Raw genomic sequence first — 19,906 nt, forward strand, 5'->3', positions numbered from 1 at the left:
TCGAGCATGGTGCAGGTACTCCGCGATGAACAGTGCTGCTGGCCCAGACTGGCGGGTACCGTGGCAGGCTGGCTGCCATGGAACGCCGCCAATCGTCAAAATTGGTAGGCAGGTATTGCGCTAGGTTCTACCAGCAGCACCTAACGCAGACTCAGGATCAACGAGCGGATCGTTTAACAGACTTTCTGCTTCGTGTACTGGCGTATGTCTGATTGGCCGCCTTTGCGACGTCTTTGGCGATCGAATCAAGACTGGGATAGATGAAGCTTTCGTTGATGCCTAATTTTCCCAAGCTGGCCAGGATCGCTGTGGTAGACGTGTACGGGATGAAAATCTTTGAGATGAGGTCTTGTAAAGCGTTGTAGTAGTCAAGTGGTGCGATCTGCGCACCATGAAGTGTGAATGTACCGCTCTGGGCCCGGATTCGCGTTGTCATGTGGGGGGCGGTGATACATACCGGTAGCGTGGTTATATCTTTTGCGAAGGGATCGATGTATTTGTCCCAGCTTTCTGCGTGTGAAGCGATATCAATCGTCTTGGACTGCAGAATCGTTTGTTCATTGATCTTCGTCGGTTCAATGGCAAATACCGCGAAGCCTTCCTCACTGAAGTTATCGTCCTCAAATCGCTCGCACTCAGCCTTTCCATCGCCTTCGCGCACTTGAGCGCCCTGGGCTGCAAAATACAATGCCACTAGGGCATTGGTAGACCAGTCGAGCAGTCTCGTCGGCAAGCCGTGATGCTGAGCGATGAACATCCACTCGAACTCGTTCGTGGGTTGCTGCTCCAGAAATGGTCTGCCTAGCTGTTTGAAGTCCTGCAGCATTTTTTCGGAGTTCGGGCCAGAGAAGACTCCTCCACTGCTGAGTCTTACTGCCGTGTCGTCAATCTCTTGGCCAAGGTGGTCGTGAGACTGATGGATATTTCGCAGTGCCCCAGGTATGAGCCGGTGGCTGGCACTCGATTGGCCGCGGAACCACAGTGAATTGGGTTCTTCAGGTTTCAAGCTATCAATGATGCCTACGAATTCTACGAGCGTCCTAGCTGTATAGATTTTCACATTAGCCTCTTGGAATTTCGATTTTTGGATGTGCCACCCTATGCTACACGAGCAGCTCTGCAGCGCGCTTGACCTATGCCAATGTGGGCTAGGGGGAGGGGAGCACGAAGCCTGTTATGAAAGCAGCGTGCTTTGCGTGATCGCAATCATGGGGGGGCTTTGCCGCGCCTGAACTTTTCACGAATCCAGGCTGACACAGAGATTATTTGAGCTGGGCGACCAGTGCTTTCGCCACAGCTTCAGAGCTCGCCGGATTCTGCCCGGTGGTCAGCTTGCCATCCTCGATTAGGCACTGTACGAAAAGAGATGTCATAAGCACCGCCGGCGGCAGGCCAACGTGATCATGGCCTCATAACTTGTTGTGAGCTTGCAGTAACGCGTGGCCAGCCGGCGGTGCTCTTTCAGCCAGCCAAATAGACGCTCGATGACATCCCGCTCCCGGTACTTGGGCTTGTCGAATACCCGCGGTAGGCCTGGCTTCGGCTTGCGTTTCATGACTCGGTAATCTCTGGCCGTTGGTCAGCGCCGATAATCCTCCGCGCCAGTCTGCTGGGGCAGCCTGGTTTTCAAAGGTGGTGAGCTTAAGCGGCGGTCTTACTCTCGGGAGCACTCTGGAAAGCGAAAAATCACCGCGAAGACAGTTTTGTCACCCAAGATGAACAGCGTGGTCGGCAGATTACCGAAAGCGCTGAGCATTTTCGGTTGGGGGCATCCTTTTCAAACCATCCAAAGCATGCCCTCAAATATGCCCCAAATTTAGCAATTCGCTGGAAGTAAATGGCTCTTCGAGGCTAGAAAAACGCAGAAATGACCAGCTAACAAGCATGCACGAAGCCCCTAAAGACTGTCAGGGTCGCCAAAGAACATCTGTATCCGCGAGCGCAACCAGCGCTCTGCCGGGTCGTTGTCCTGCGCTCCGCGCCACGCCATGTGCAACTCGAAACTACGCACCTCCATCGGTAGCTCCTCAGCCCTCAAACCACCCGCCGCGGTCAGTGCATCGGCTGTGTAGTCCGGCACCGTGGCGACGATATCGGTACCGGCCAGCAAGCTGCCGAGTCCGTTGAACTGGGGGACCGCCAGCACCACATGGCGTTTACGGCCGATTGCCTCGAGCGCTTCGTCGATGAACCCTGACAGGTCGCCCGCGAACGACACCAAGGCGTGCGGGCGGGCGCAGAAATCATCCAAGGTAATACTGCCGGGCACGCTGTCGGCACGTAGTAACTTCGGCTTGCTGCGCCGCAGCACCTTGCGTTTGGCGTTGGCTGGCAGGTCGCTGGTATAGCTCACCCCCACCGAGATCTCGCCCGAGGCGAGCAGGGCAGGCATCAGCAGGTAGTTGACTCGGCGTACCACCAGCACGATACCGGGGGCTTCGGCACGAATACGCTTGAGCAACTGCGGCAGCAAGGCGAACTCGGCGTCGTCCGACAGGCCGACGCGAAACACCGAAGTGCTGGTGGCGGGGTCGAATTCCGCAGCACGGCTGACGGCCGTGGAGATCGAGTCCAGGGCCGGCGACAGCAATGCGAAGATCTCGTGCGCCCTGGCCGAGGGCTCCATGCTGCGGCCGGTGCGTACGAACAGCGGGTCGTCGAACAGGTTGCGCAGGCGCGACAGCGCGGCACTGATCGCCGGTTGGCCGAGGAACAGTTTCTCGGCGGCGCGGGTCACGCTACGCTCGTGCATGAGGGTTTCGAACACGATCAACAGGTTGAGGTCTACACGACGCAAGTCGTTACGATTCATTCGATGCGGCTCGCCAGTTGAAGGGGGCAGGGGTGAATCTTACGGGCAAAGGCTGTTACCCTGCACCGATTTCCGGGGGCCAATACACAGAATTGTCCGGGGCCCAATCAATGACAGGCATGTCGACTATTAACGCCCACTGATGGTCCAATGCTCAAAGCCCGGATAAAGTCCGTGGTAATACGAGATTCACAAAGGCGAGGTATGCGATGTCCCGCATGATCCGTTTCCACAAGTTCGGCCAGGCCGACGTGTTGCGCTGCGAAGAGCAGCCCGAGCCGTCACCGGCTGCCGGCGAGCTGCAGATTCGCGTCGAGGCCATTGGCGTGAGTTGGTATGACGTGCTCTGGCGGCAGAATCTGGCCCCCTCCCAGGCGCGTCTGCCAGCGGGTATCGGCCACGAGATGGCAGGTGTGGTCACGGCGGTCGGCGAAGGTGTGGACGACATTGCAGTGGGTGATCGCGTGGCCAGTTTCCCGGCCACCAGTGCCAACGACCATCCGGTGTACGGCGATGTGATCGTGTTGCCGCGTACCGCCATCACCCGCTACCCCGATGTGCTCACCCCGCTCGAAGCCAGCGTGCACTACACGCCGCTGCTGATCGCCTACTTTGCCTACGTTGACCTGGCACGGGCCAAGTCCGGGCAAACAGCGCTGATCACCGATGCAAGCCATTGTGCGGGGCCAGCCTTCGTGCAATTGGGCAAGGCGCTGGGGCTGCGGGTATTCGCTGCCACCAAGGAGCCGGAGCAGCGCGAATACCTGCTGGGCCTGGGGGCCGAGAAGGTCATCGTCACCGAAGAGCAGGATCTGTTGATGCAGGTCGGCAAGTACACCGAGGGGCGTGGTGTCGACATGGTGCTCGATGGCATGGGTGGGCCGCAGATGTCGCTGTTGGGCGATGTGCTGGCGCCGCGCGGTAGTCTGGTGCTGTACGGCCTTCAGGGCGGCAACCAGACGCCGTTCCCGGCCTGTGCGGCGTTTCAGAAGAACATCCAGTTCCATGTGCACTGCATCGGTAATTTCACCGGCAAGCCCGAGTTGGGCATCGCCCAGGATCAGGTCGCCCTGCAGCGCGCATTGCGCGATATCAATCAGTTCACCGCCGATCAGTTGCTCACCCCACAGATCAGCAAGGTCTATCCGTTCGACAAGGTGGTGGATGCGCACCGGCACATGGACGAGTGCCCCTGCGGGGGCCGGGTGGTGCTGGACATGGCCTCGCGCTGAGTCAGCTGTAATCACTTGATCGAAAGCCCGAGTCTCGCCTCGGGCTTTTTCGTTGGACGCGGCAGCGAAATCCGGTATGCCTGGAGAAAAGTCTATTTATCCTTCGTGATTTTGGGAAATTTCCTTCAAGTTTGGTTTTAACTTCATCTGTCAAACTCTTGCCTTCGGTCTAACCAAACCAGGAAGGTGGAGTGATCTCATGAGCCAAACTACCCATGACCAGGCCATGCACAACATTTACCAACAGGTCTTGCAACGTCTGTTGGCGCACATGAACCAGGCGCAGCGGGCGTCGTTGCAGTTGTTGGCGCAACGATTGCTGCTGATCGCCGGAGGCTCAGGACAGATTGGTCAGTTCCACATCCTGCTGCTGCACGGCGCCGACAAACGCAGTGCGCACCTGCTGGCGTGTCTGCGTGCCGTGCAACTGTCCCTGGCGCAGCGCTACAACACGACTTTCCACCTGCGCGTCCTGGTAGCGCGTGCGCCTGGCCTGGATAGCGCCACGCTGGCATGCCACGACCGTTGTTTCGGTGCACTGTTCCTGCATGATGATCCGCGGGTCGAACTGCTGCGCGCCGATGCCGGATGCGTCGGGCGCTATAGCGCGCGTGCGGTAGCGGGCAGCGAACAGCGCGACAGCGCACGTAATGCCTGGTTACTGTTCGGGCACCTGAGCCAGGCCGAGCCTGACGTGTTGCTGGGCGCCCGCGCCTATCTGGAGCTGGCTTGTGTGCTCGACCAGGCGCAGTCCTTCGGTGCTGGCGTGGATGCCTTGGTGACCGTGGTACCGCCCAGGCAGCGCCGACGCTTGATGGCGTGGGGGCGGCGCTGCCTGCGCGCGGTGACCGAGGTTTCCCCCGGCGTCCTGCCGCATGGGGTGGGGGTGCTGGCTGAGGGACTTATGCAATTGCATGGGGTGCTCGCCCTGGCGCATCAGCAGCCGTCCAGGTACCTGCGCCCCGGTGCGAAGGCCATGCAGGTCGTGGCCTTGGACGAGTTGCTGCACCACCCTGGCGAATGGGCGTCGTTGGAGCGCATGTTGGGGCGCGAAGGGGCATTGCCTTGTGAAGTGCAGGGCCCAGCGGGTCTTTTCGACCCTTTGGCGCTGGCGCACTTGCAGGGTTTGCGCTCACAGTTCGTCGAGCAACGCGGCTATCGGCGCGGCTGCCAGGCGGTGCTTAAGCGCTTTGCCCGTCACGCGGCGCAGTGGCCCCAAGGGCAAGCCTTGCAGGACGACGCCAAGGAACGTTGGCTGGACGCCTACGGGCTGGGCTCGGAGCAGTTGGTGTGCCAGGCATTCGCTCCCTTCGGAGCGCAGGGTGCTGGCCTTGAGCGGTTCGTGCAGCGTTGTCACCCGCACATGCGTATGGCCTTGCCGTACATGCACCGGGCACTGCAAGGCAGGCCATGCCCGGCGCCGGTGAGCCGGTGGCTGGTGGAGGTGAGCGGGTTGGAGATAGGGCAATTGCGTACGCTGTATGCCCAGGCCATGCGCCCGCAGGTACAACATCTGGTGGATTTGCTCGCCCGTCGTGACTTGGCATTGCGCATGTTGCCGCGTGGAGCACCTGCTGCGCGTCGGGCGCGTCGCTGAGCGTCGTTCTCGTCGGCGGTCAACAGATTTTGAAATAACGACCATTGAAATCGGGTGCTTAGGGATTCTCCGGTCAAGTCAGCGCAGGTCATCTGACCTGCGCTGAGAGCGGTGCGCCATAGCGCGCAAGAACAAAAGCAAATCCCTGGTTTTGAACCGATTGAAGGCTGAGAATGGATTGAACAGCGTCAAAACGCCGCCCATTGCGCGTTCAAGGCAACTTGCTCGGCGTTTCCCTAGAGTGGGCCTACTACTTGCCGATAATGTTCTGCTCCCTGTGGCGTCTGGCGGGTCAGGGTGATCTCCAGGCCCAAGGGGTCGTCCTTGCGATTGCCGCTTAGCTGTCGCCAGCCCTGGCCAGGCTCCCAGACGCGCACCTGCAAGTCACTCACACCGTCAAGTACGGCCACGCCGTCGCCCAGTGCGGCAAGCGGGTAGCGGCTGCGCGCTGGCGCTGCTGCACGGTAGAGGGTCTGGCCCTTCAGCCACCAACGTACCCGTTGCAAACCATCTGCCGATTCGGCAGCGCTGCGGATCACATCCAGGCGAAACTCATTGTCTGCGCTGCGCACGCTGACCGCCGGCGGTGTTTGTGCCGCTTCGGCCCCGCGCCTGGCAAGGTCAGGCGCGTGCAATTGAATGCTGGCCCGCAGGGCCAGGTCGCGTTCCAGCTGGTTGAGGGCGCGCAGTAGCGCCTGGGTGCGTTCGGTGCTTGCCTGCAGATGCTGGTCGGCACGGCTCACGCTGTCGAGGCCGCGCCAGGCGATCAGGCTGACAATGGCCATCAACATGATCGCCACCATCACTTCAATCAGCGTAAAACCTTGCTGTCGGCGCTTCATGGTGTGGCCTGCAGGCGAAATGTTCCGGCCGCGGTCCGCAACACCGAGATGCTGTGCTGACCGTCCGAAAGCTGCAACTGAATCGGCGTATCGAACCACTCGGCGTTGAGTACCACCCGCTGTTTGGGGATAACGCGCACCTGAACCGTCGGCGTGTCCCACGTCCGAGGATGCAACTGCGGGTCGCTGTGAAACTGATCGAAGCCCGTACCTTGTTCATTGCGGCGGCTAAAGCGAAAACCTTTGCTATCCGCAAGCCAGGTGATCGGGCGCCCGTCAGCCAAGGCTTCGGCCTGGGCAACCTGCAGCAGTTGCAGCAGGCGGTTGGCGTCTTGGCGCAGCAGTTGCAGCGGGTCGGGCTTGATACTCAGGCCGACCGCCGCACTGGCGATGCCGATGATGACAAGCACCACCATCAGCTCGATCAGGGTAAAGCCGTGTTGCCTGGCCTTTTTCATAACGCAACGCTCCGATGCCATGGAGAAAAGACCGAGCGTTGTCCTGTAGACTGCGCGACAGGACAACAAGGAGGTTTTGTCTTGGCATTGATCTTTCGGTTATCACCTGTGCGCTGTGTGCAGGCGGTGGCATTGTTGGCGACGCTGGCGGGCGTGTTGATGTGGTCATCCCTGCTGCTGACGTCGGCCCAATCCAGTGCACCGCCGCCCGTGCGCGAAGAGGCCGCCGCGACACTCGAAAGCCCCGCATTGCAGTGGTTTTCCAACCGACCTGCAGCGCTGGATATCAAGGTTTCAGGGGTGATGAGCGTTGCCCAAGGCGCAGTCGCGATCTTGAGTCTCAACGGCGCGCCGCCGCGCGCTTTTCTACTGGGTGAGCGCCTCACCCAAGGTGTGCGTCTGGTGGCGATCGAACGCGACAACGTGGTGATCGAGCGCGGCAGTGAGCGGTCTCGGTTGAAGGTCAACACGCTGCCCGCCGCCCCGTCGATGCCACGCTTGACCCCGCCCTGAACCCAGTCATTCGCCGGCGTCCTGGGGCTGGACGAGCAGCGTCTCGAGCCGCGCCAGCGGCGGCGCTTCGCGTTCGCGATCCCAGACCAGCAGTGTGACGCGCATCAGCCGTGTGGCTGCGCCCGCGACGATCACTTGCTCGCAGCGCAGTTGCAGGCGCCCCTGATTGCATTCGAAGGCTTTGTGCCCCGGTGTAAGCAGGCCTTCCAGGCGCAGTTCGGCCAGCCGGCCCTGCGCTGCCAGCAGTGCCAGTGACCGGTCACGCAGCAGTGCATTGCTCTGGGTCATCAGGCCCGCAACACGCACGGCGGCCGACATGGCCACAGCAATGATCGCCAAGGCCACCAGCACCTCGATCAGCGTAAAACCTTGCTCCTTGCGCGATATCTCCATGGTTGGCTCTTCAGCGAAAACCGGGGTGCAGGATAACACTCGCAAACACGTAAAAGACCCAGCGCAGTGGTGAGTTTTGTCGATACAGCGTTTCGTTCATTTGTTACACTGCGCGCCGAATTGCAAACTAGCCAAGGATGGTTGAGATGGATGTCGCACGCGTCAAGTTTCAGTCTGCTGGTGGCCGTGGCCAGCAGGGCTTCACCCTGATCGAAATCATGGTGGTGGTGGTGATTCTCGGCATACTTGCAGCGATGGTCGTACCCAAGGTGCTCGACCGTCCAGACCAAGCCAGGGCCACGGCGGCCAAACAGGATGTCGCTGGCCTGATGCAGGCACTCAAGCTCTATCGCCTCGATCACGGCAGTTACCCGAGCATGAACCAGGGGCTCAAGGTGTTGGTGGAGCGCCCGGCAGATGCCAAAAACAGCAACTGGCGCGCCTACCTGGAGCGCTTGCCCAATGACCCGTGGGGGCGTCCTTACCATTACCTGAATCCAGGTGCCAACGGTGAAGTCGACATCTTCTCCCTCGGCGCAGACGGGCAACCCGATGGCGACGGCGTGAATGCCGATATAGGCTCCTGGCAGCTCTGAGCGCTGCCATGCAGTACTCGTTGCCCAAACGCGCCAAACAGCACGGCATGGCCATTATCAGCGCCTTGCTGATCGCTGCTGTGGTGGCGGTCATGGCCGCTGGCATGCTTACCCGCCAGAGCGTATTGACCCGCTCGTTGGAGGCCGAACAGGCCCGTCAGCAAGGCGCTGCGGTGCTGCTTGGCGGCCTCGAAACCAGCCGGCAACTGCTGTGGGATGCGCGGCGTCAGCAAGCCTCAACGCGGCTTGACCAGGCGTGGGCGCAACCGATCTACAGTGGCCTGGCACAGGCAGGTTTTGCCGGGCGGCTGGAGGACCAGCAAGGAAAATTCAACCTTCGTAACCTGATCGCCGGCGAGCGTGTCAACGCCAGGGAACTGCGCAGTTTCGAGCGGCTGTGCGCCATGCTTGGCATTGATGCCGGCGTTGCGCAACGTATCAGTCAGCGTGTCATTAGCGCTTATCCGCAGCAGCTGAGCTCACAAGGCGCAGCGCAAAACCGCTATGACAGCGGCCGTTCGACCTCACCAGGCGCCAACGCCAAGCCCCTACCGGCGACCCGGCCAATGCTGCGAAGCCTCGACGACCTTCGCGGTATCAAGGGTGTCAATGAGCGTGTGCTGGCACGCCTGACACCCCATGTGAGCATTATTCCGGTCAGTACCGGGGTCAACGGCAATACCGCCAGTGCCGAGGTACTGGCGGCGGTGGTGCCCGAATTATCGCTGCCCCAGGCGCAGGCTCTGGTCGCAGAGCGTGATCGCGGCCAGTGGTTCATCAATCGCGGCGACTTTCTCAATCGCTTGCGTGCACCGCATTTGAGCGTCGACGATCTCGATGTCGGTATCACCAGCGAATGGTTTCTGCTGCGCGGTTACGCCCGTCGTGACACGCGCCGGGTCAGCCTGGACGCATTGCTGTATCGCCGGGAGAACGACTTGCCCAAGGTGATCTGGTCGAGGCTGGGCCTATGAGTGTGCGTATTGCGTTGCCGCCGCTGGAAAGCCTGACAGTGGACACCGAGCTTGAATTCGCACGCCTGGACCGCGATGGTCGCGTCAGCCAGGCCGGCGTCAGTACGCTGGCGTTGCTCGGGCAGACGGCTCAAACGCAGAGTGTGGTGTGCTTTCTTCACCCAACCGACAGCGTGCTTACCCACGTGCAGTTGCCACCGCTGTCGGCCGCCAAGACCAAGGCGGCAGTGGCCTGCGCGGCGCAGGCGTTGACCCTTGGCCGTATCGAGCAGATGCACGTCGCGCATAGCCCCGCAGATGCCAATGGGCAGGTATTTCTCAGTTGGCTACCGACTGCGGTTTTACAGCGCTTCGGTGCTGTGTTGAGCCGCCACCGTTTGAAGCTGCGGGGGCTTTATCCTGCGCCCTATGGCCTGCCGGTACCACCGCCTGGACACATTAGCGCCTGTGTGCTGGAGGGGCATTTGCTGCTGCGCCACAGCCTGGAGCAAGGCGTGGTTGAGCCACAGGTTCAGCAGCGTCTGGACGCGCTGGCGGCCAATGGCAGCCGCTTGGTCTGGTTCGGTGACGGCGCACCCGCAGCGCTGCCCGATGCACAACCGGCGCAGCAACGATGGGCTGCCGCTTTACCTGCGTGGGGGCTGCATGGTGGTGTTGGCCAGGCATCAGCGCCGCAAACAGGTTGGGGCGGGGCGCTGGCCTGTTGCGCGTTGGCAATCGGCGTGTGGTTGTTGGGCCTGAACCTGTATGCCGCGCGCCAAGCCAGCGAAGGCCAGCAACTTAAATTGCACATGAGCCAGCGGGTCAAACAGGCGTTTCCCGAATTGCCTGTGGTCCTCAATCCACTGCAGCAAGCTCGTCAGCAATTGAGTGCCCGGCAGAACCCTACCGGTAGCGATGCTACCCAGCGCTTTGCCGGCCTGGTGCTGCAAGCTGCCAGTGCGATGCCGTTTATGGTTGGGAATGTGCAGGCACTGGCATTTAAAGACGCAGAGCTGCACCTGAGCTTGTCCGCCGATACGCGGCAACACACTGCAGATGACGCCTGGCAAGCCACCCTGGCCCAGGTCGGCATCGCCGTTCGGGCAACGCCGACAGGCTGGCGCCTGCGCGCGGCCGATGGTGAACCCCGTGACCCCGACGACGGTGCTGCAAGCGATGACGAGTAAGCATTCCCTGCACCGCTGGCGTGGCCAGTGGCTGCAATTCAAGGCCCGCGCCCTTGCCGTTTGGCGGGGCCTGGCCCCGCGTGAAAGACGCATGCTTGTGGGGACTGCGCTGCTGCTGATGGGGCTGTTCAGCTGGCTGGTCCTGATTCAGCCACCCTTGCAGAAAATCGAGTACTGGCAGGTTGAAACTGCAAAGCTGCGTGGGCAATCCCAGGCGCTCGAGCAGTTGCTGCGTGAGGTGCCGGTGTCGAGCGCCGGCCAGTCGCTCGAAGCGGCCCTGCGTCAAAGCCTGGATGCGCGCGGCCTGGCCGGGTACTACCAATTGACGCCCATGCAGAGCGGCTGGCAGTTGACGTTTGAGGCGGCTCAGGCCGACGTGGTCATCGGCTGGCTGATAATCAACCCAAGGCAATTTTCTCTGTACGTGGTCGAGGCCCGATTGCAGCGTGCAAGCGAAGCCGAGGCCGATGATAGGGCAGGCACTCTGTCGGGAACTGTCCGCATGGATCAGGCGCGAGACGCTAAGGAAGCTTCATGAAGTGGTCAGGTTCCAATCATGCGCGCCGCGCTGCGCCGTTACTGTTGTTGGCGCTGAGCGCCTGCAGTACGCAAACGCCGCCAAACCCGCCCCCCCTGCTGGTTGACAGTGAACTCGGTCGGCCTCTGGCCAATACCCAGCGCAGCGGCGATGTATTACTGGAGCGCCAACGTGCCCAGGCTCAGATCGAGCGGCAGGCGCGGCCGCAGCGCATCGCCGTCGCTGCGCAGCATCGGGGCGGCGCAAGTGCCAACAGCGCTGCGCCGGTCAACCCCCTGGGTAGCCAGCCTGTGAGCCTGAATTTCGTCGATGCCGACATTCAGGCGGTGGTGCGCGGGTTGTCGCGCGCCACTGGCCGACAGTTTCTGGTCGACCCTCGCGTGACCGGTTCGCTAACCTTGGTGTCCGACAACGAAGTGCCGGCCCATCAGGCCTACGACATGTTGCTGGCGGCCCTGCGCATGCAGGGGTTCAGCGTGGTCGACGTCGGCGGTGTGGCACATGTGCTACCAGAGGCCGATGCGAAGTTACTGGGTGGGCCGGTGTATAGTGCCGACCGCCCGGCTGCCAATGGCATGCTCACACGCACCTTTCGCTTGCAGTATGAAAACGCAGTGAACCTGATCCCTGTGCTGCGCCCGATCGTTTCGCCGAACAACCCGATCAACGCCTATCCCGGCAACAACACCCTGGTCATCACCGACTACGCCGACAACCTGGCACGCGTGGCCCAACTGCTCGACAACATCGACAGTCCCAGCGCCATCGATACCGATGTAGTGCCGCTTCAGAACGGCATTGCGGTGGATATCGCCAGCATGGTCGCGCAACTGCTGGAGCAGCCGGGCGGCGACCCGACCCAGAAGATTTCGCTGGTGGGCGACCCACGCTCGAACTCGATCATCATCCGTGCCGGTAGCCCTGAGCGCACCGAGCTTGCGCGAAACCTGGTGTACAAACTCGACAACGCCCAGAGCAATCCAGGCAACCTGCATGTGGTGTACCTGCGTAACGCCCAAGCGGCGAAGCTGGCCCAGGCATTACGCGGCTTGCTTACCGGTGAGAGCGACAACGCCGCCGCTGATAGCGGGCGTTCGCTGCTGAGCGCAATGGGCGGCAACAGCAGCGGGCAGGGGAGCCAAAACGGCACCAGCCAGAGCTTGAGCAGCGCAGGTACTAGCGGCAACGGTAGCGCCTACGGGCAAGGCGACGGCAACCCGAGCAGCCTGGCCGCTGCCCAGGCGCAGGAGCAAAGTGTCGCTTTCAGCGCTGGCGGTGCCACGATCCAGGCCGATGCCACCACCAACACGCTGCTGATTTCTGCGCCCGAGCCGCTGTACCGCAACCTGCGGGAAGTCATCGACATGCTGGACCAGCGCCGCGCACAGGTGGTGATCGAGAGCCTGATCGTCGAGGTTGGCGAGGACGATGCCAACGAATTCGGCGTGCAGTGGCAAAGCGGCGACCTCGCCGGCAAGGGTGTGTTCAGCGGCGCCAATCTGGGCGGCAGCGGGGTGCGAGCCGGCGGCCTGACCAACATCGATGCGCTGCCCGGCGGCTTGAGCCTGGGGTACGTCGACGGCACGGTGAACATCCCCGGAATCGGCAATGTCCTGGACCTTAAAGTGCTGGCCCGGGCCCTCAAGAGCAAAGGCGGCAGCAACGTGCTGTCAACGCCGAACCTGCTGACCCTGGATAATGAAGCTGCGAGCATTTTCGTCGGTCAGACGATTCCGTTCGTCAGCGGCAGCTACGTGACCGGCGGCGGCGGTACCAGCAACAATCCGTTCCAGACAGTGACGCGCGAGGAAGTCGGGCTCAAACTCAATGTCCGCCCACAGATATCCGAAGGCGGCACGGTCAAGCTCGACATCTACCAGGAAGTCAGCAGCATCGACGAGCGGGCATCGAGCAGCGCGAGTTCAGCGGGCGTGGTGACCAACAAGCGCGCGATCGACACCAGCATCCTGCTCGACGACGGACAGATCATGGTGCTCGGCGGCCTGCTGCAAGACGGCTACACCCAGAGCAACGAGGCGGTCCCCTGGTTGTCGAGCATTCCCGGGCTCGGGGCATTTTTTCGCAGTGAGCGCCGGGCCACCACCAAGACCAATCTGATGGTGTTCCTGCGGCCTTATATCATCCGCGACAGTGCCGGCGGACGGGCGATCACCCTGAACCGCTACGATTTCATCCGTCGCTCCCAGGGCGCGTTGCAGCCGCAGCGTAGTTGGGCGATGCCGGACATGCAGGCGCCGCAATTACCCGCATCGGAGGTGGGGGTGCCGGCGTCAGCGGCGAGCAGCCAACCCCGTGCGGTGATTCGCGCGGTGCCGCTGCAATGAGCGCATTGCCCTACGCCTGGGCCAAGGCTCAGCGCATCCTGCTGCGCCATGGCGAGGAGGACGCGGTGCTGACGGTTTGCCCATCGACACCCGGTTGGTCGATCACTGAAGTGCGCCGACAGTTCGGCGCGGCGCGGCTTGAGCAGGTGCCTGATGAGGAACTCGACGGCTTGCTCGCCGCCGCCTACGCCGATACCGGAAGTGCGGCGGCGGTGGTCGGCGAGGCACAAAACGAAGTCGACCTTGATCGCTTGATGGAGGACATCCCGGAAATTACCGACCTGCTGGACACCCAGGACGGTGCTCCGGTGATCCGCATGATCAACGCATTGCTCACCCAGGCGGCGCGTGACGAGGCCAGTGACATTCACATTGAACCTTATGAAAATCATTCCGTGGTGCGCTACCGTGTCGACGGCACGCTGCGTGACGTGGTATCGCCGCGTAAGGCCCTGCATGCGGCGCTGGTGTCACGAATAAAGATCATGGCGCAACTGGACATCGCCGAAAAACGCCTGCCCCAGGACGGCCGCATTGCATTGCGGGTGGCGGGCAGGCCAGTCGATATCCGCGTATCGACGGTACCCACTGGCCATGGTGAACGGGTAGTGATGCGCTTGCTCGACAAACAGGCCGGGCGCCTGCAACTGGAAGCCCTCGGCATGGATGCGCAGGTGTTGGCCAGGCTGGACAACCTGATCCGTCAGCCCCACGGCATCGTATTGGTGACCGGGCCCACCGGCAGCGGAAAGACCACCAGCCTCTACGCGGCCCTCGCACGCCTGGACGCCAGCACCAGCAACATCCTGACCGTTGAAGACCCGGTGGAGTACGACCTGCCGGGCATCAGCCAGATCCAAGTCAATACCAAGATCGACATGACGTTTGCCCTGGCCTTGCGGGCAATCCTGCGTCAGGACCCGGATATCATCATGATCGGCGAGATCCGCGACCTTGAAACCGCGCAAATCGCAGTGCAGGCATCATTGACCGGGCATTTGGTGCTGGCCACCCTGCACACCAATGATGCGGTATCAGCAGTCAACCGGCTGATCGACATGGGGGTCGAGCCGTTCCTGCTGGCATCCTCGATGCTTGGCGTGCTGGCGCAAAGGCTAGTGCGGCGTCTGTGCAGCCATTGCAAGCAGCAAGACCCGGTGCACCAGGGTATCTGGCGACCGGTTGGCTGTAGCGCCTGCAACCACACCGGCTACAGCGGCCGCACCGGCATCCATGAGTTGTTCTGTATCGACGATGGCATTCGTGCGCTGATCCACCAAGGGGCGGGTGAACTGGCGCTGCGTGCCGCCGCTCGCGAAGCGGGTATGCTCAGCCTGCGGGAAGACGGTGAACGCTGGGTGCGCGCTGGAGCCACCTCGCCAGAAGAAATCCTGCGTGTGACACGGGACACCTGATGGATCGCTATCGTTTCGAGGCCGCCGACGCCACCGGCAAGTTGGAATCCGGGCACATCGAAGCCGAAAGCCTGCGCGCGGCGTTCGGCATATTGCACAGCCGTGGCCTCACGGCACTCTCGGTGCAGCTTGAAAATCCCATGTCTGCCGGCAACGCTGCGTTGTTCAGCGCCAGGTTTTCCGACAACGATCTCGCCTGGGCGACCCGGCAACTGGCGAGCCTGCTGGGCGCCAGTTTGCCGTTGGAAGCTGCACTGAGTGCAACGGTCGAGCAGGCGGAGAAAAAACACATCGCTCAGACCTTGAGCGCGGTGCGCGCCGATGTGCGCGGTGGCATGCGCCTGGCGCAGGCCCTGGCGACAAGGCCACGGGATTTTCCGGCGATCTACCGCGCCTTGATCAGCGCCGGCGAAGAGTCCGGCGACCTCGCGCAAGTGATGGAACGCCTGGCCGACTACATCGAAGAGCGCAACAACCTGCGCAGCAAGATCCTCACTGCGTTCATCTACCCGGGCGTGGTGGGTGTGGTGTCGATTGCGATCGTGATTTTTCTGCTGAGTTATGTGGTGCCGCAGGTGGTCAGTGCGTTTTCCCAGGCTCGCCAGGACTTGCCGGGGTTGACCCTGGCGATGCTCAATGCCAGTGATTTCATACGGGGTTGGGGAGGGCTATGTTTCGCACTCATGACCGCCAGCTTCGTGGCATGGCGGCTGTACTTGCGTAACCCGGTGGCGCGCCTGAACTGGCACAGCCGGGTGCTGCGCTTGCCCTTGCTTGGACGCTTCGTGCTGGGCTTGAACACGGCGCGTTTCGCCTCGACCCTGGCGATCCTGGGCGCTGCCGGGGTGCCGTTGTTGCGCGCCCTGGAGGCGGCGCGACAAACCCTGTCCAATGATCGGCTGAGCTTGAGCGTGAGTGACGCCACGGCGAAGGTGCGCGAAGGGGTAAACCTTGCGCCTGCGTTGCGTATGGAGCATGTCTTTCCGCCGCTGCTGATCCACCTGATTGCCAGTGGTGAAAAAACCGGTTCTCTGCCGCCGATGCTGGAGCGCGCTGCGCAGACTTTGTCGCGTGATATCGAGCGTCGGGCCATGGCCATGACGGCGCTGCTCGAGCCGCTGATGATCGTCGTGATGGGCGCGGTGGTGCTGATGATCGTGATGGCCGTGCTATTACCGATAATCGAGATCAACCAGTTGGTGCAGTAGCCGCAGTACACTGAAAAAGCCCTCGTCACCGAGGGCTTTTCATTGCTGGATATAGCTGGTCAGTCAGATCTTGCCGGCCCCGGCCTTGGCCTTGACGTCCGCTGCGACCTTGTCTGCCGTCAGCGGCTTGTAGGTGTACGGCGGGGTCCAGCCGATGCTCGAGTTCCAGGAACAGCTCAGCGTCTTGCCATTGAGGGTCGAGCCGCTGTCGCGGTATACGCTGCCGCCGTAGTCGCCGGCGATCTTGTCGCAGCTGCTGATGCCATTGATCTCGAACGCGTTGTTCTCGGAGAAGATTTTCGAGCTCTTGCCAACGCCATGCGCGTACGAGAAGGGGTAGACCTTATCGCTGGTGCTGCCCACGTGGTAGTTGTTGTACAGGTGTACCTGGCCGAAGCGCACGCGCGGGGCGCGGGCCGAAATGTTCTCGAACAGGGAGTTGTGGATCGTCACCTTGAGCTTGCCATCATCGGTGGTGCGGCTGTCGCTCGAACCGATCAGGTTGTTTTTTTCGTGGGACTTGAACACGGTGTACGAGATGGTCACGTAGTTGGCGCCGTTCTTCACGTCCAGCGCGCCGTCGTGGTGCTGTTTCGGGCGACCGTTGGCGGTGCCATTCTGCGCATCGGTGCGGCGGCCATCGGTGAAGGTCACATGGTCAACCCACACGTTGTTGGCGCCCTCGATGGTCAAACCATCGTATTCGGAGTTCCAGTTACCTTCCTTGCCATCATCGGCGTCCCAGATCGGCTCCGGGTCCCAAGGGTTCTCGATGGTGAGGTTGCGAATGATCACGTCGTTTTCTTTGGCGTAGAAGAAACCTTCGCGGATCTCAGCATTGCTGCTGGTGCCGACGATGGTGGTTTTGCCGGGAATGTCCAGGCGACCACGCTTCTTCATGTCAGCAGTCGTCGTATAAGCCTTGCCTTCACTGACGTCGATCACCCCGGTGATTTTGATGATGCGTCCGTTGCTACCCACCGACGCACTGAGTGCGGTTTTCAACTCGGCAGCGTTCTTTACCGTGTAGATGTTGGCCGCAGCTGCCTTGGAGCCGCCCTTGGTTCCGCCGTTCTGAGTGGCCCAGCCGGTGGTGGCCGACTCCAGCCAAATGTCTGCAGCGTGCGCAGGCAGGCTGCCCAGCACAAGGGCGCCGACCAGGGCGCTGGCCAGTTTGCTCGGGGTAAAGGTTGATGGTTTTGCCATGAGTAATCAGATCCTTGATTAACGTGGTTTTTGAACACGCACGAGTGTGGCGTGTTTCATGAGCGGACGTCCGTGCCATCGGTGCAGCGAATCGAACGTCCGCTGCACGAAAAATACTATCACGCATTGAAATGTTGTCGTACAACTGATCGCGTATTGATGCCAATCTTTATTTGAAAAAGCAGGCATTGCTTGGCTGCGAAAGCGATTCTGCCGGGGGGGGGGGCGAAAAATGCAGGTGTGCCGGCACTCAGGTTGGATAGCCGGCATAGCGCTTCAGCGCTGAGGCCATACAACGTTTTAGGAGTGTCTTGGTATCTCTGGGCCTGGGGATATCCGCGACTCTCAGTTTTCGTTGTGATGACTGCGTTTTCACACAGCCCTGCGGCCGTTAGCGTTCAACACGGTTTAAGTCTATGACTTTCAATAAGAAATAGTGCCTACCTGGTCTAAAAATGGCTTTCAAACGGCAAGCGCAGGCAGCTCTGTCATAAAGCAAAATTTTCTGCCACTGTTCGCTACGGCGCCGGGCTGAGCGTCGAGGCTTGTTGGGACGTTGCATGAAAACATCAGAGCAAAGCAGCACTCAGCGTGGTTATCGGCGGATCATTCCGTCGATGACCGCGCTGCTTGAGTTTGAAGCAGTAGCCCGTAACAGCAGCATCACCCTGGCTGCTCGGGAGTTAGGCGTAACCCAAGCTGCGGTAAGCAAGCAGATTCGAATCCTAGAGGAAAATATCGGGACTCAGCTTTTTCAACGTATGCCTCGCGGCGTTCGCCTTACCGGTGAAGGACAGGCCTTGTTCGCCGTGATGTCCGAATCGCTGCAGAAGGTCGCGGCGGTGTTTGATCGACTCTCTGAGGGCTGCGGTGAGCAGCAATTGGTGCTCAGCACCACTGCGACCTTTTCGCACCTGCGTGTTATGCCCCGGCTAAACAGTCTCCAAGCTGCGATGCCGTTTATACGCTTGCGGCTCGCGACACAGATGTTCACGGGTGATCTGCGTAACCATGATGTGGACTTGATGGTGCGATACGGCAACGGTAGGTGGATGGACGGCACCGCACTGCACTTGTTTGACGAAGAGGTCTTTCCGGTGTGCTCACCGGCCTGGCTGGCTCGAAATTCAGTGCCTTCATCCTTGGAGGCGCTTTACACGGCAGATCTACTTGATGCCGAAGCCACTACTGAGGGTTGGATGACATGGCCAACATGGTTCCGCGCGCTAGGTGCAAGTCCGCCTAAACTTGGTTATCGCCTGCGCTGCCAACTGTACACTGATACGATCCAAGCTGCTCTGCACGGGCATGGGGTTGCGCTGGGTTGGGGGCGGATGCTCGACCATTTGTTAGCATCGGGCGAGTTGGTGCGTTTGACGGATTTTCTGATAAAGCCCAAAGAAGCCTATTATCTGGTAGTGCCCCAGGGGCGCGATACCACGAGTACGATCATGGGCCTCGCGCAATGGTTACGTCGCTAGGCTAGATCTCGTAGCGGATCTCTTTGGAGGGTGGGTGCCCGAAAAAGGCACTGTATGACCTACTGAAATGGGTGCATGAAACGAAGCCGCACGCGATCGACACATCGAAGATCGAGGCGTTTGAGTTCTGTATGAGCCGGCGAGCTTCGGTGATCCTGAGCTGGAAGTAGTACTTCTGAGGCGTGGTGTTCAGCTGATCTCTAAATAGCCTCTGAATCTGCCTGACTGACAAACCGACGACCTGAGCGAGCTGCTCGGGACTCAATGTGTCTTCGAGGTTGGATTCCATCATCGCTATGATGTCCCTTAACGTCTTACTTACTTTCGGCTGCTGGGATCTCTGAAAACTCCGATGCTTGCTCTGGTCGGAGTCCAGGGTGTCCAACACCGCATCGGCAAGTGCAGGGCTTGAGCCGTAGCCCAGCCAGCGAATCATCATGTCAAAAGTACCGGTTGGGGTGGCCGACGTCATTCGGTTGTGATCGAACACCCAGGCATCATGAGAGACGCTGGCATAGGGCGCGCGCTCGGCAAGCGCTGTGCGCTGTTCTGCGTGAATTGCGCAGCGATAGCCATCTAGCAGTCCTGTCGCTCCCAAATACCACGCGCCATTCCAGAGCCCGCCGAGGGCAACTGGAAGCTTCGAGATCGTCTTGAGTAGCGACGACAGCCAATTCGGTACCGTACGGGCTGCGCGCAGGCCACCGCAAATGACCATGAGATCCAGGTCAGATAGGCGGATATCCGTTAGCGGCGTATCGGGGCGGATTGGAATGCCCAGATCGCTCATGACTTCAGCAGGGGTGTGGCTGAACGTGTGCACCCGCACCGCGCCTGGGCAGAGAAGATTGGCAGTTACTAAAACATCCAATGCTTGGGTGAAGCAGGGCAACGAGAAGTTTTCGAGCAGGAGGAAGCCTACTCGGGATGTTTTACGCTCACGCCGTTCTTGGGTAATAAAGCCCAAATTGCGGTCGGCGAACGTACGGCTAAATTCTCTTGTGATTGTTTTCATTGGGGCACCTAGCAGCCCAAGCCCAATGCTTGACTAAATTATTGAATTAAAGCGTTTGCTCGTGAAAGCGATTGAATCATCAGGTTTGGCCCCAGTAAATGACCGGGTCTTG

18 protein-coding genes and 2 pseudogenes are annotated in these 19,906 nt (G+C 60.7%); 11 read left to right on the forward strand and 9 right to left on the reverse strand.

Annotation, left to right across the window (positions count from 1 at the left end; all coding sequences use genetic code 11):
- Positions 1-157: 157 nt before the first annotated feature.
- The 4 genes and pseudogenes from FEM01_RS01805 to FEM01_RS01820 form a co-directional block, all read right to left on the reverse strand.
- Entirely contained in the window at positions 158-1,060 is a 903-nt protein-coding gene (locus FEM01_RS01805) for an FRG domain-containing protein (RefSeq protein WP_092250827.1), read from the reverse strand.
- A 202-nt stretch (positions 1,061-1,262) separates the two neighbouring features.
- Positions 1,263-1,349: pseudogene (locus FEM01_RS24555) on the reverse strand (type 1 glutamine amidotransferase domain-containing protein); the annotation flags it as partial.
- A 20-nt stretch (positions 1,350-1,369) separates the two neighbouring features.
- A pseudogene (locus FEM01_RS01815) lies at positions 1,370-1,561 on the reverse strand (transposase); the annotation flags it as partial.
- Between the two features lie 336 nt (positions 1,562-1,897).
- Entirely contained in the window at positions 1,898-2,812 is a 915-nt protein-coding gene (locus tag FEM01_RS01820) for a LysR family transcriptional regulator (RefSeq protein ID WP_138217575.1), read from the reverse strand.
- A gap of 209 nt (positions 2,813-3,021) precedes the next feature.
- Here FEM01_RS01820 and FEM01_RS01825 point away from each other — a divergent pair, with 209 nt between their 5' ends.
- Together FEM01_RS01825 and FEM01_RS01830 are read left to right on the forward strand one after the other, a co-directional pair.
- Positions 3,022-4,044 (forward strand): zinc-dependent alcohol dehydrogenase family protein, encoded by a 1,023-nt coding sequence (locus FEM01_RS01825; RefSeq protein WP_138217576.1) that lies wholly within the window; start codon positions 3,022-3,024, stop codon positions 4,042-4,044.
- A gap of 199 nt (positions 4,045-4,243) precedes the next feature.
- Positions 4,244-5,641 (forward strand): hypothetical protein, encoded by a 1,398-nt coding sequence (locus FEM01_RS01830; RefSeq protein WP_138217577.1) that lies wholly within the window; start codon positions 4,244-4,246, stop codon positions 5,639-5,641.
- Positions 5,642-5,877: 236 nt separating this feature from the next.
- Here FEM01_RS01830 and gspJ read toward each other — a convergent pair whose 3' ends face one another.
- Together gspJ and gspH are read right to left on the reverse strand one after the other, a co-directional pair.
- A complete protein-coding gene (gspJ, locus tag FEM01_RS01835) occupies positions 5,878-6,483 on the reverse strand; it encodes a type II secretion system minor pseudopilin GspJ (protein WP_138217578.1) in 606 nt (201 codons plus the stop codon).
- On the reverse strand, positions 6,480-6,941 hold the full coding sequence (gene gspH, locus FEM01_RS01840; protein ID WP_138218154.1) for a type II secretion system minor pseudopilin GspH: 462 nt from the start codon (positions 6,939-6,941) through the stop codon (positions 6,480-6,482). The genes gspJ and gspH overlap by 4 nt, the downstream gene beginning before the upstream one ends.
- A gap of 81 nt (positions 6,942-7,022) precedes the next feature.
- Here gspH and FEM01_RS01845 point away from each other — a divergent pair, with 81 nt between their 5' ends.
- Entirely contained in the window at positions 7,023-7,454 is a 432-nt protein-coding gene (locus tag FEM01_RS01845; protein ID WP_138217579.1) for a type II secretion system protein N, read from the forward strand.
- A gap of 6 nt (positions 7,455-7,460) precedes the next feature.
- Here FEM01_RS01845 and gspI read toward each other — a convergent pair whose 3' ends face one another.
- Positions 7,461-7,847: a type II secretion system minor pseudopilin GspI gene (gspI, locus tag FEM01_RS01850; protein ID WP_138217580.1), complete on the reverse strand. Its 387-nt coding sequence runs from the start codon at positions 7,845-7,847 to the stop codon at positions 7,461-7,463.
- Positions 7,848-7,993: 146 nt separating this feature from the next.
- Here gspI and gspG point away from each other — a divergent pair, with 146 nt between their 5' ends.
- The 7 genes from gspG to gspF are packed head-to-tail and all read left to right on the forward strand — an operon-like array spanning position 7,994 to position 16,092.
- Positions 7,994-8,443 (forward strand): type II secretion system major pseudopilin GspG, encoded by a 450-nt coding sequence (gspG, locus tag FEM01_RS01855; protein ID WP_138217581.1) that lies wholly within the window; start codon positions 7,994-7,996, stop codon positions 8,441-8,443.
- Between the two features lie 8 nt (positions 8,444-8,451).
- Entirely contained in the window at positions 8,452-9,417 is a 966-nt protein-coding gene (gene gspK / locus FEM01_RS01860) for a type II secretion system minor pseudopilin GspK (RefSeq protein ID WP_138217582.1), read from the forward strand.
- Positions 9,414-10,586, forward strand: a complete 1,173-nt coding sequence (gene gspL / locus FEM01_RS01865) for a type II secretion system protein GspL (protein ID WP_138217583.1) — start codon at positions 9,414-9,416, stop codon at positions 10,584-10,586. Before gspK ends, gspL begins: the two co-directional genes overlap by 4 nt.
- Positions 10,576-11,124 carry a type II secretion system protein GspM gene (gene gspM / locus FEM01_RS01870; RefSeq protein WP_240791717.1) on the forward strand — a complete coding sequence of 183 codons (549 nt, stop codon included), beginning with the start codon at positions 10,576-10,578 and terminating at the stop codon, positions 11,122-11,124. The genes gspL and gspM overlap by 11 nt, the downstream gene beginning before the upstream one ends.
- Complete coding sequence (gene gspD / locus FEM01_RS01875) at positions 11,121-13,469, forward strand: type II secretion system secretin GspD (protein ID WP_138217585.1); 2,349 nt, start codon at positions 11,121-11,123, stop codon at positions 13,467-13,469. Before gspM ends, gspD begins: the two co-directional genes overlap by 4 nt.
- Positions 13,466-14,884 carry a type II secretion system ATPase GspE gene (gene gspE / locus FEM01_RS01880; protein ID WP_138217586.1) on the forward strand — a complete coding sequence of 473 codons (1,419 nt, stop codon included), beginning with the start codon at positions 13,466-13,468 and terminating at the stop codon, positions 14,882-14,884. The genes gspD and gspE overlap by 4 nt, the downstream gene beginning before the upstream one ends.
- Positions 14,884-16,092, forward strand: coding sequence for a type II secretion system inner membrane protein GspF (gspF, locus tag FEM01_RS01885; protein WP_138217587.1), 1,209 nt, complete (start codon positions 14,884-14,886; stop codon positions 16,090-16,092). Before gspE ends, gspF begins: the two co-directional genes overlap by 1 nt.
- Positions 16,093-16,155: 63 nt before the next feature.
- Here the strand turns inward: gspF and FEM01_RS01890 are convergent, their stop codons facing one another.
- Positions 16,156-17,298: a pectate lyase family protein gene (locus FEM01_RS01890; protein ID WP_138217588.1), complete on the reverse strand. Its 1,143-nt coding sequence runs from the start codon at positions 17,296-17,298 to the stop codon at positions 16,156-16,158.
- Positions 17,299-17,858: 560 nt separating this feature from the next.
- On the opposite strand from FEM01_RS01890, the gene FEM01_RS01895 reads away from it, so the two are divergent.
- A complete protein-coding gene (locus FEM01_RS01895; protein ID WP_138217589.1) occupies positions 17,859-18,779 on the forward strand; it encodes a LysR substrate-binding domain-containing protein in 921 nt (306 codons plus the stop codon).
- 1 nt (position 18,780) lies between these two features.
- Here the strand turns inward: FEM01_RS01895 and FEM01_RS01900 are convergent, their stop codons facing one another.
- A complete protein-coding gene (locus tag FEM01_RS01900; protein WP_138217590.1) occupies positions 18,781-19,794 on the reverse strand; it encodes a GlxA family transcriptional regulator in 1,014 nt (337 codons plus the stop codon).
- Between the last annotated feature and the right edge of the window lie 112 nt (positions 19,795-19,906).

The sequence above is a fragment of the Pseudomonas mosselii genome, assembly GCF_005796105.1.
Lineage (GTDB): Bacteria > Pseudomonadota > Gammaproteobacteria > Pseudomonadales > Pseudomonadaceae > Aquipseudomonas > Aquipseudomonas mosselii_C.

Excerpts from the sequence above, each read along its gene's own strand:
- FEM01_RS01820 (WP_138217575.1), bottom strand. The coding sequence starts at position 2,812 with ATGAATCGTAACGACTTGCGTCGTGTAGACCTCAACCTGTTGATCGTG.
- FEM01_RS01825 (WP_138217576.1), top strand. The coding sequence starts at position 3,022 with ATGTCCCGCATGATCCGTTTCCACAAGTTCGGCCAGGCCGACGTGTTG.
- FEM01_RS01830 (WP_138217577.1), top strand. The coding sequence starts at position 4,244 with ATGAGCCAAACTACCCATGACCAGGCCATGCACAACATTTACCAACAG.
- gspJ (WP_138217578.1), bottom strand. The coding sequence starts at position 6,483 with ATGAAGCGCCGACAGCAAGGTTTTACGCTGATTGAAGTGATGGTGGCG.
- gspH (WP_138218154.1), bottom strand. The coding sequence starts at position 6,941 with ATGAAAAAGGCCAGGCAACACGGCTTTACCCTGATCGAGCTGATGGTG.
- gspI (WP_138217580.1), bottom strand. The coding sequence starts at position 7,847 with ATGGAGATATCGCGCAAGGAGCAAGGTTTTACGCTGATCGAGGTGCTG.
- gspG (WP_138217581.1), top strand. The coding sequence starts at position 7,994 with ATGGATGTCGCACGCGTCAAGTTTCAGTCTGCTGGTGGCCGTGGCCAG.
- gspK (WP_138217582.1), top strand. The coding sequence starts at position 8,452 with ATGCAGTACTCGTTGCCCAAACGCGCCAAACAGCACGGCATGGCCATT.
- gspL (WP_138217583.1), top strand. The coding sequence starts at position 9,414 with ATGAGTGTGCGTATTGCGTTGCCGCCGCTGGAAAGCCTGACAGTGGAC.
- gspM (WP_240791717.1), top strand. The coding sequence starts at position 10,576 with ATGACGAGTAAGCATTCCCTGCACCGCTGGCGTGGCCAGTGGCTGCAA.
- gspD (WP_138217585.1), top strand. The coding sequence starts at position 11,121 with ATGAAGTGGTCAGGTTCCAATCATGCGCGCCGCGCTGCGCCGTTACTG.
- gspE (WP_138217586.1), top strand. The coding sequence starts at position 13,466 with ATGAGCGCATTGCCCTACGCCTGGGCCAAGGCTCAGCGCATCCTGCTG.
- gspF (WP_138217587.1), top strand. The coding sequence starts at position 14,884 with ATGGATCGCTATCGTTTCGAGGCCGCCGACGCCACCGGCAAGTTGGAA.
- FEM01_RS01890 (WP_138217588.1), bottom strand. The coding sequence starts at position 17,298 with ATGGCAAAACCATCAACCTTTACCCCGAGCAAACTGGCCAGCGCCCTG.
- FEM01_RS01895 (WP_138217589.1), top strand. The coding sequence starts at position 17,859 with ATGAAAACATCAGAGCAAAGCAGCACTCAGCGTGGTTATCGGCGGATC.
- FEM01_RS01900 (WP_138217590.1), bottom strand. The coding sequence starts at position 19,794 with ATGAAAACAATCACAAGAGAATTTAGCCGTACGTTCGCCGACCGCAAT.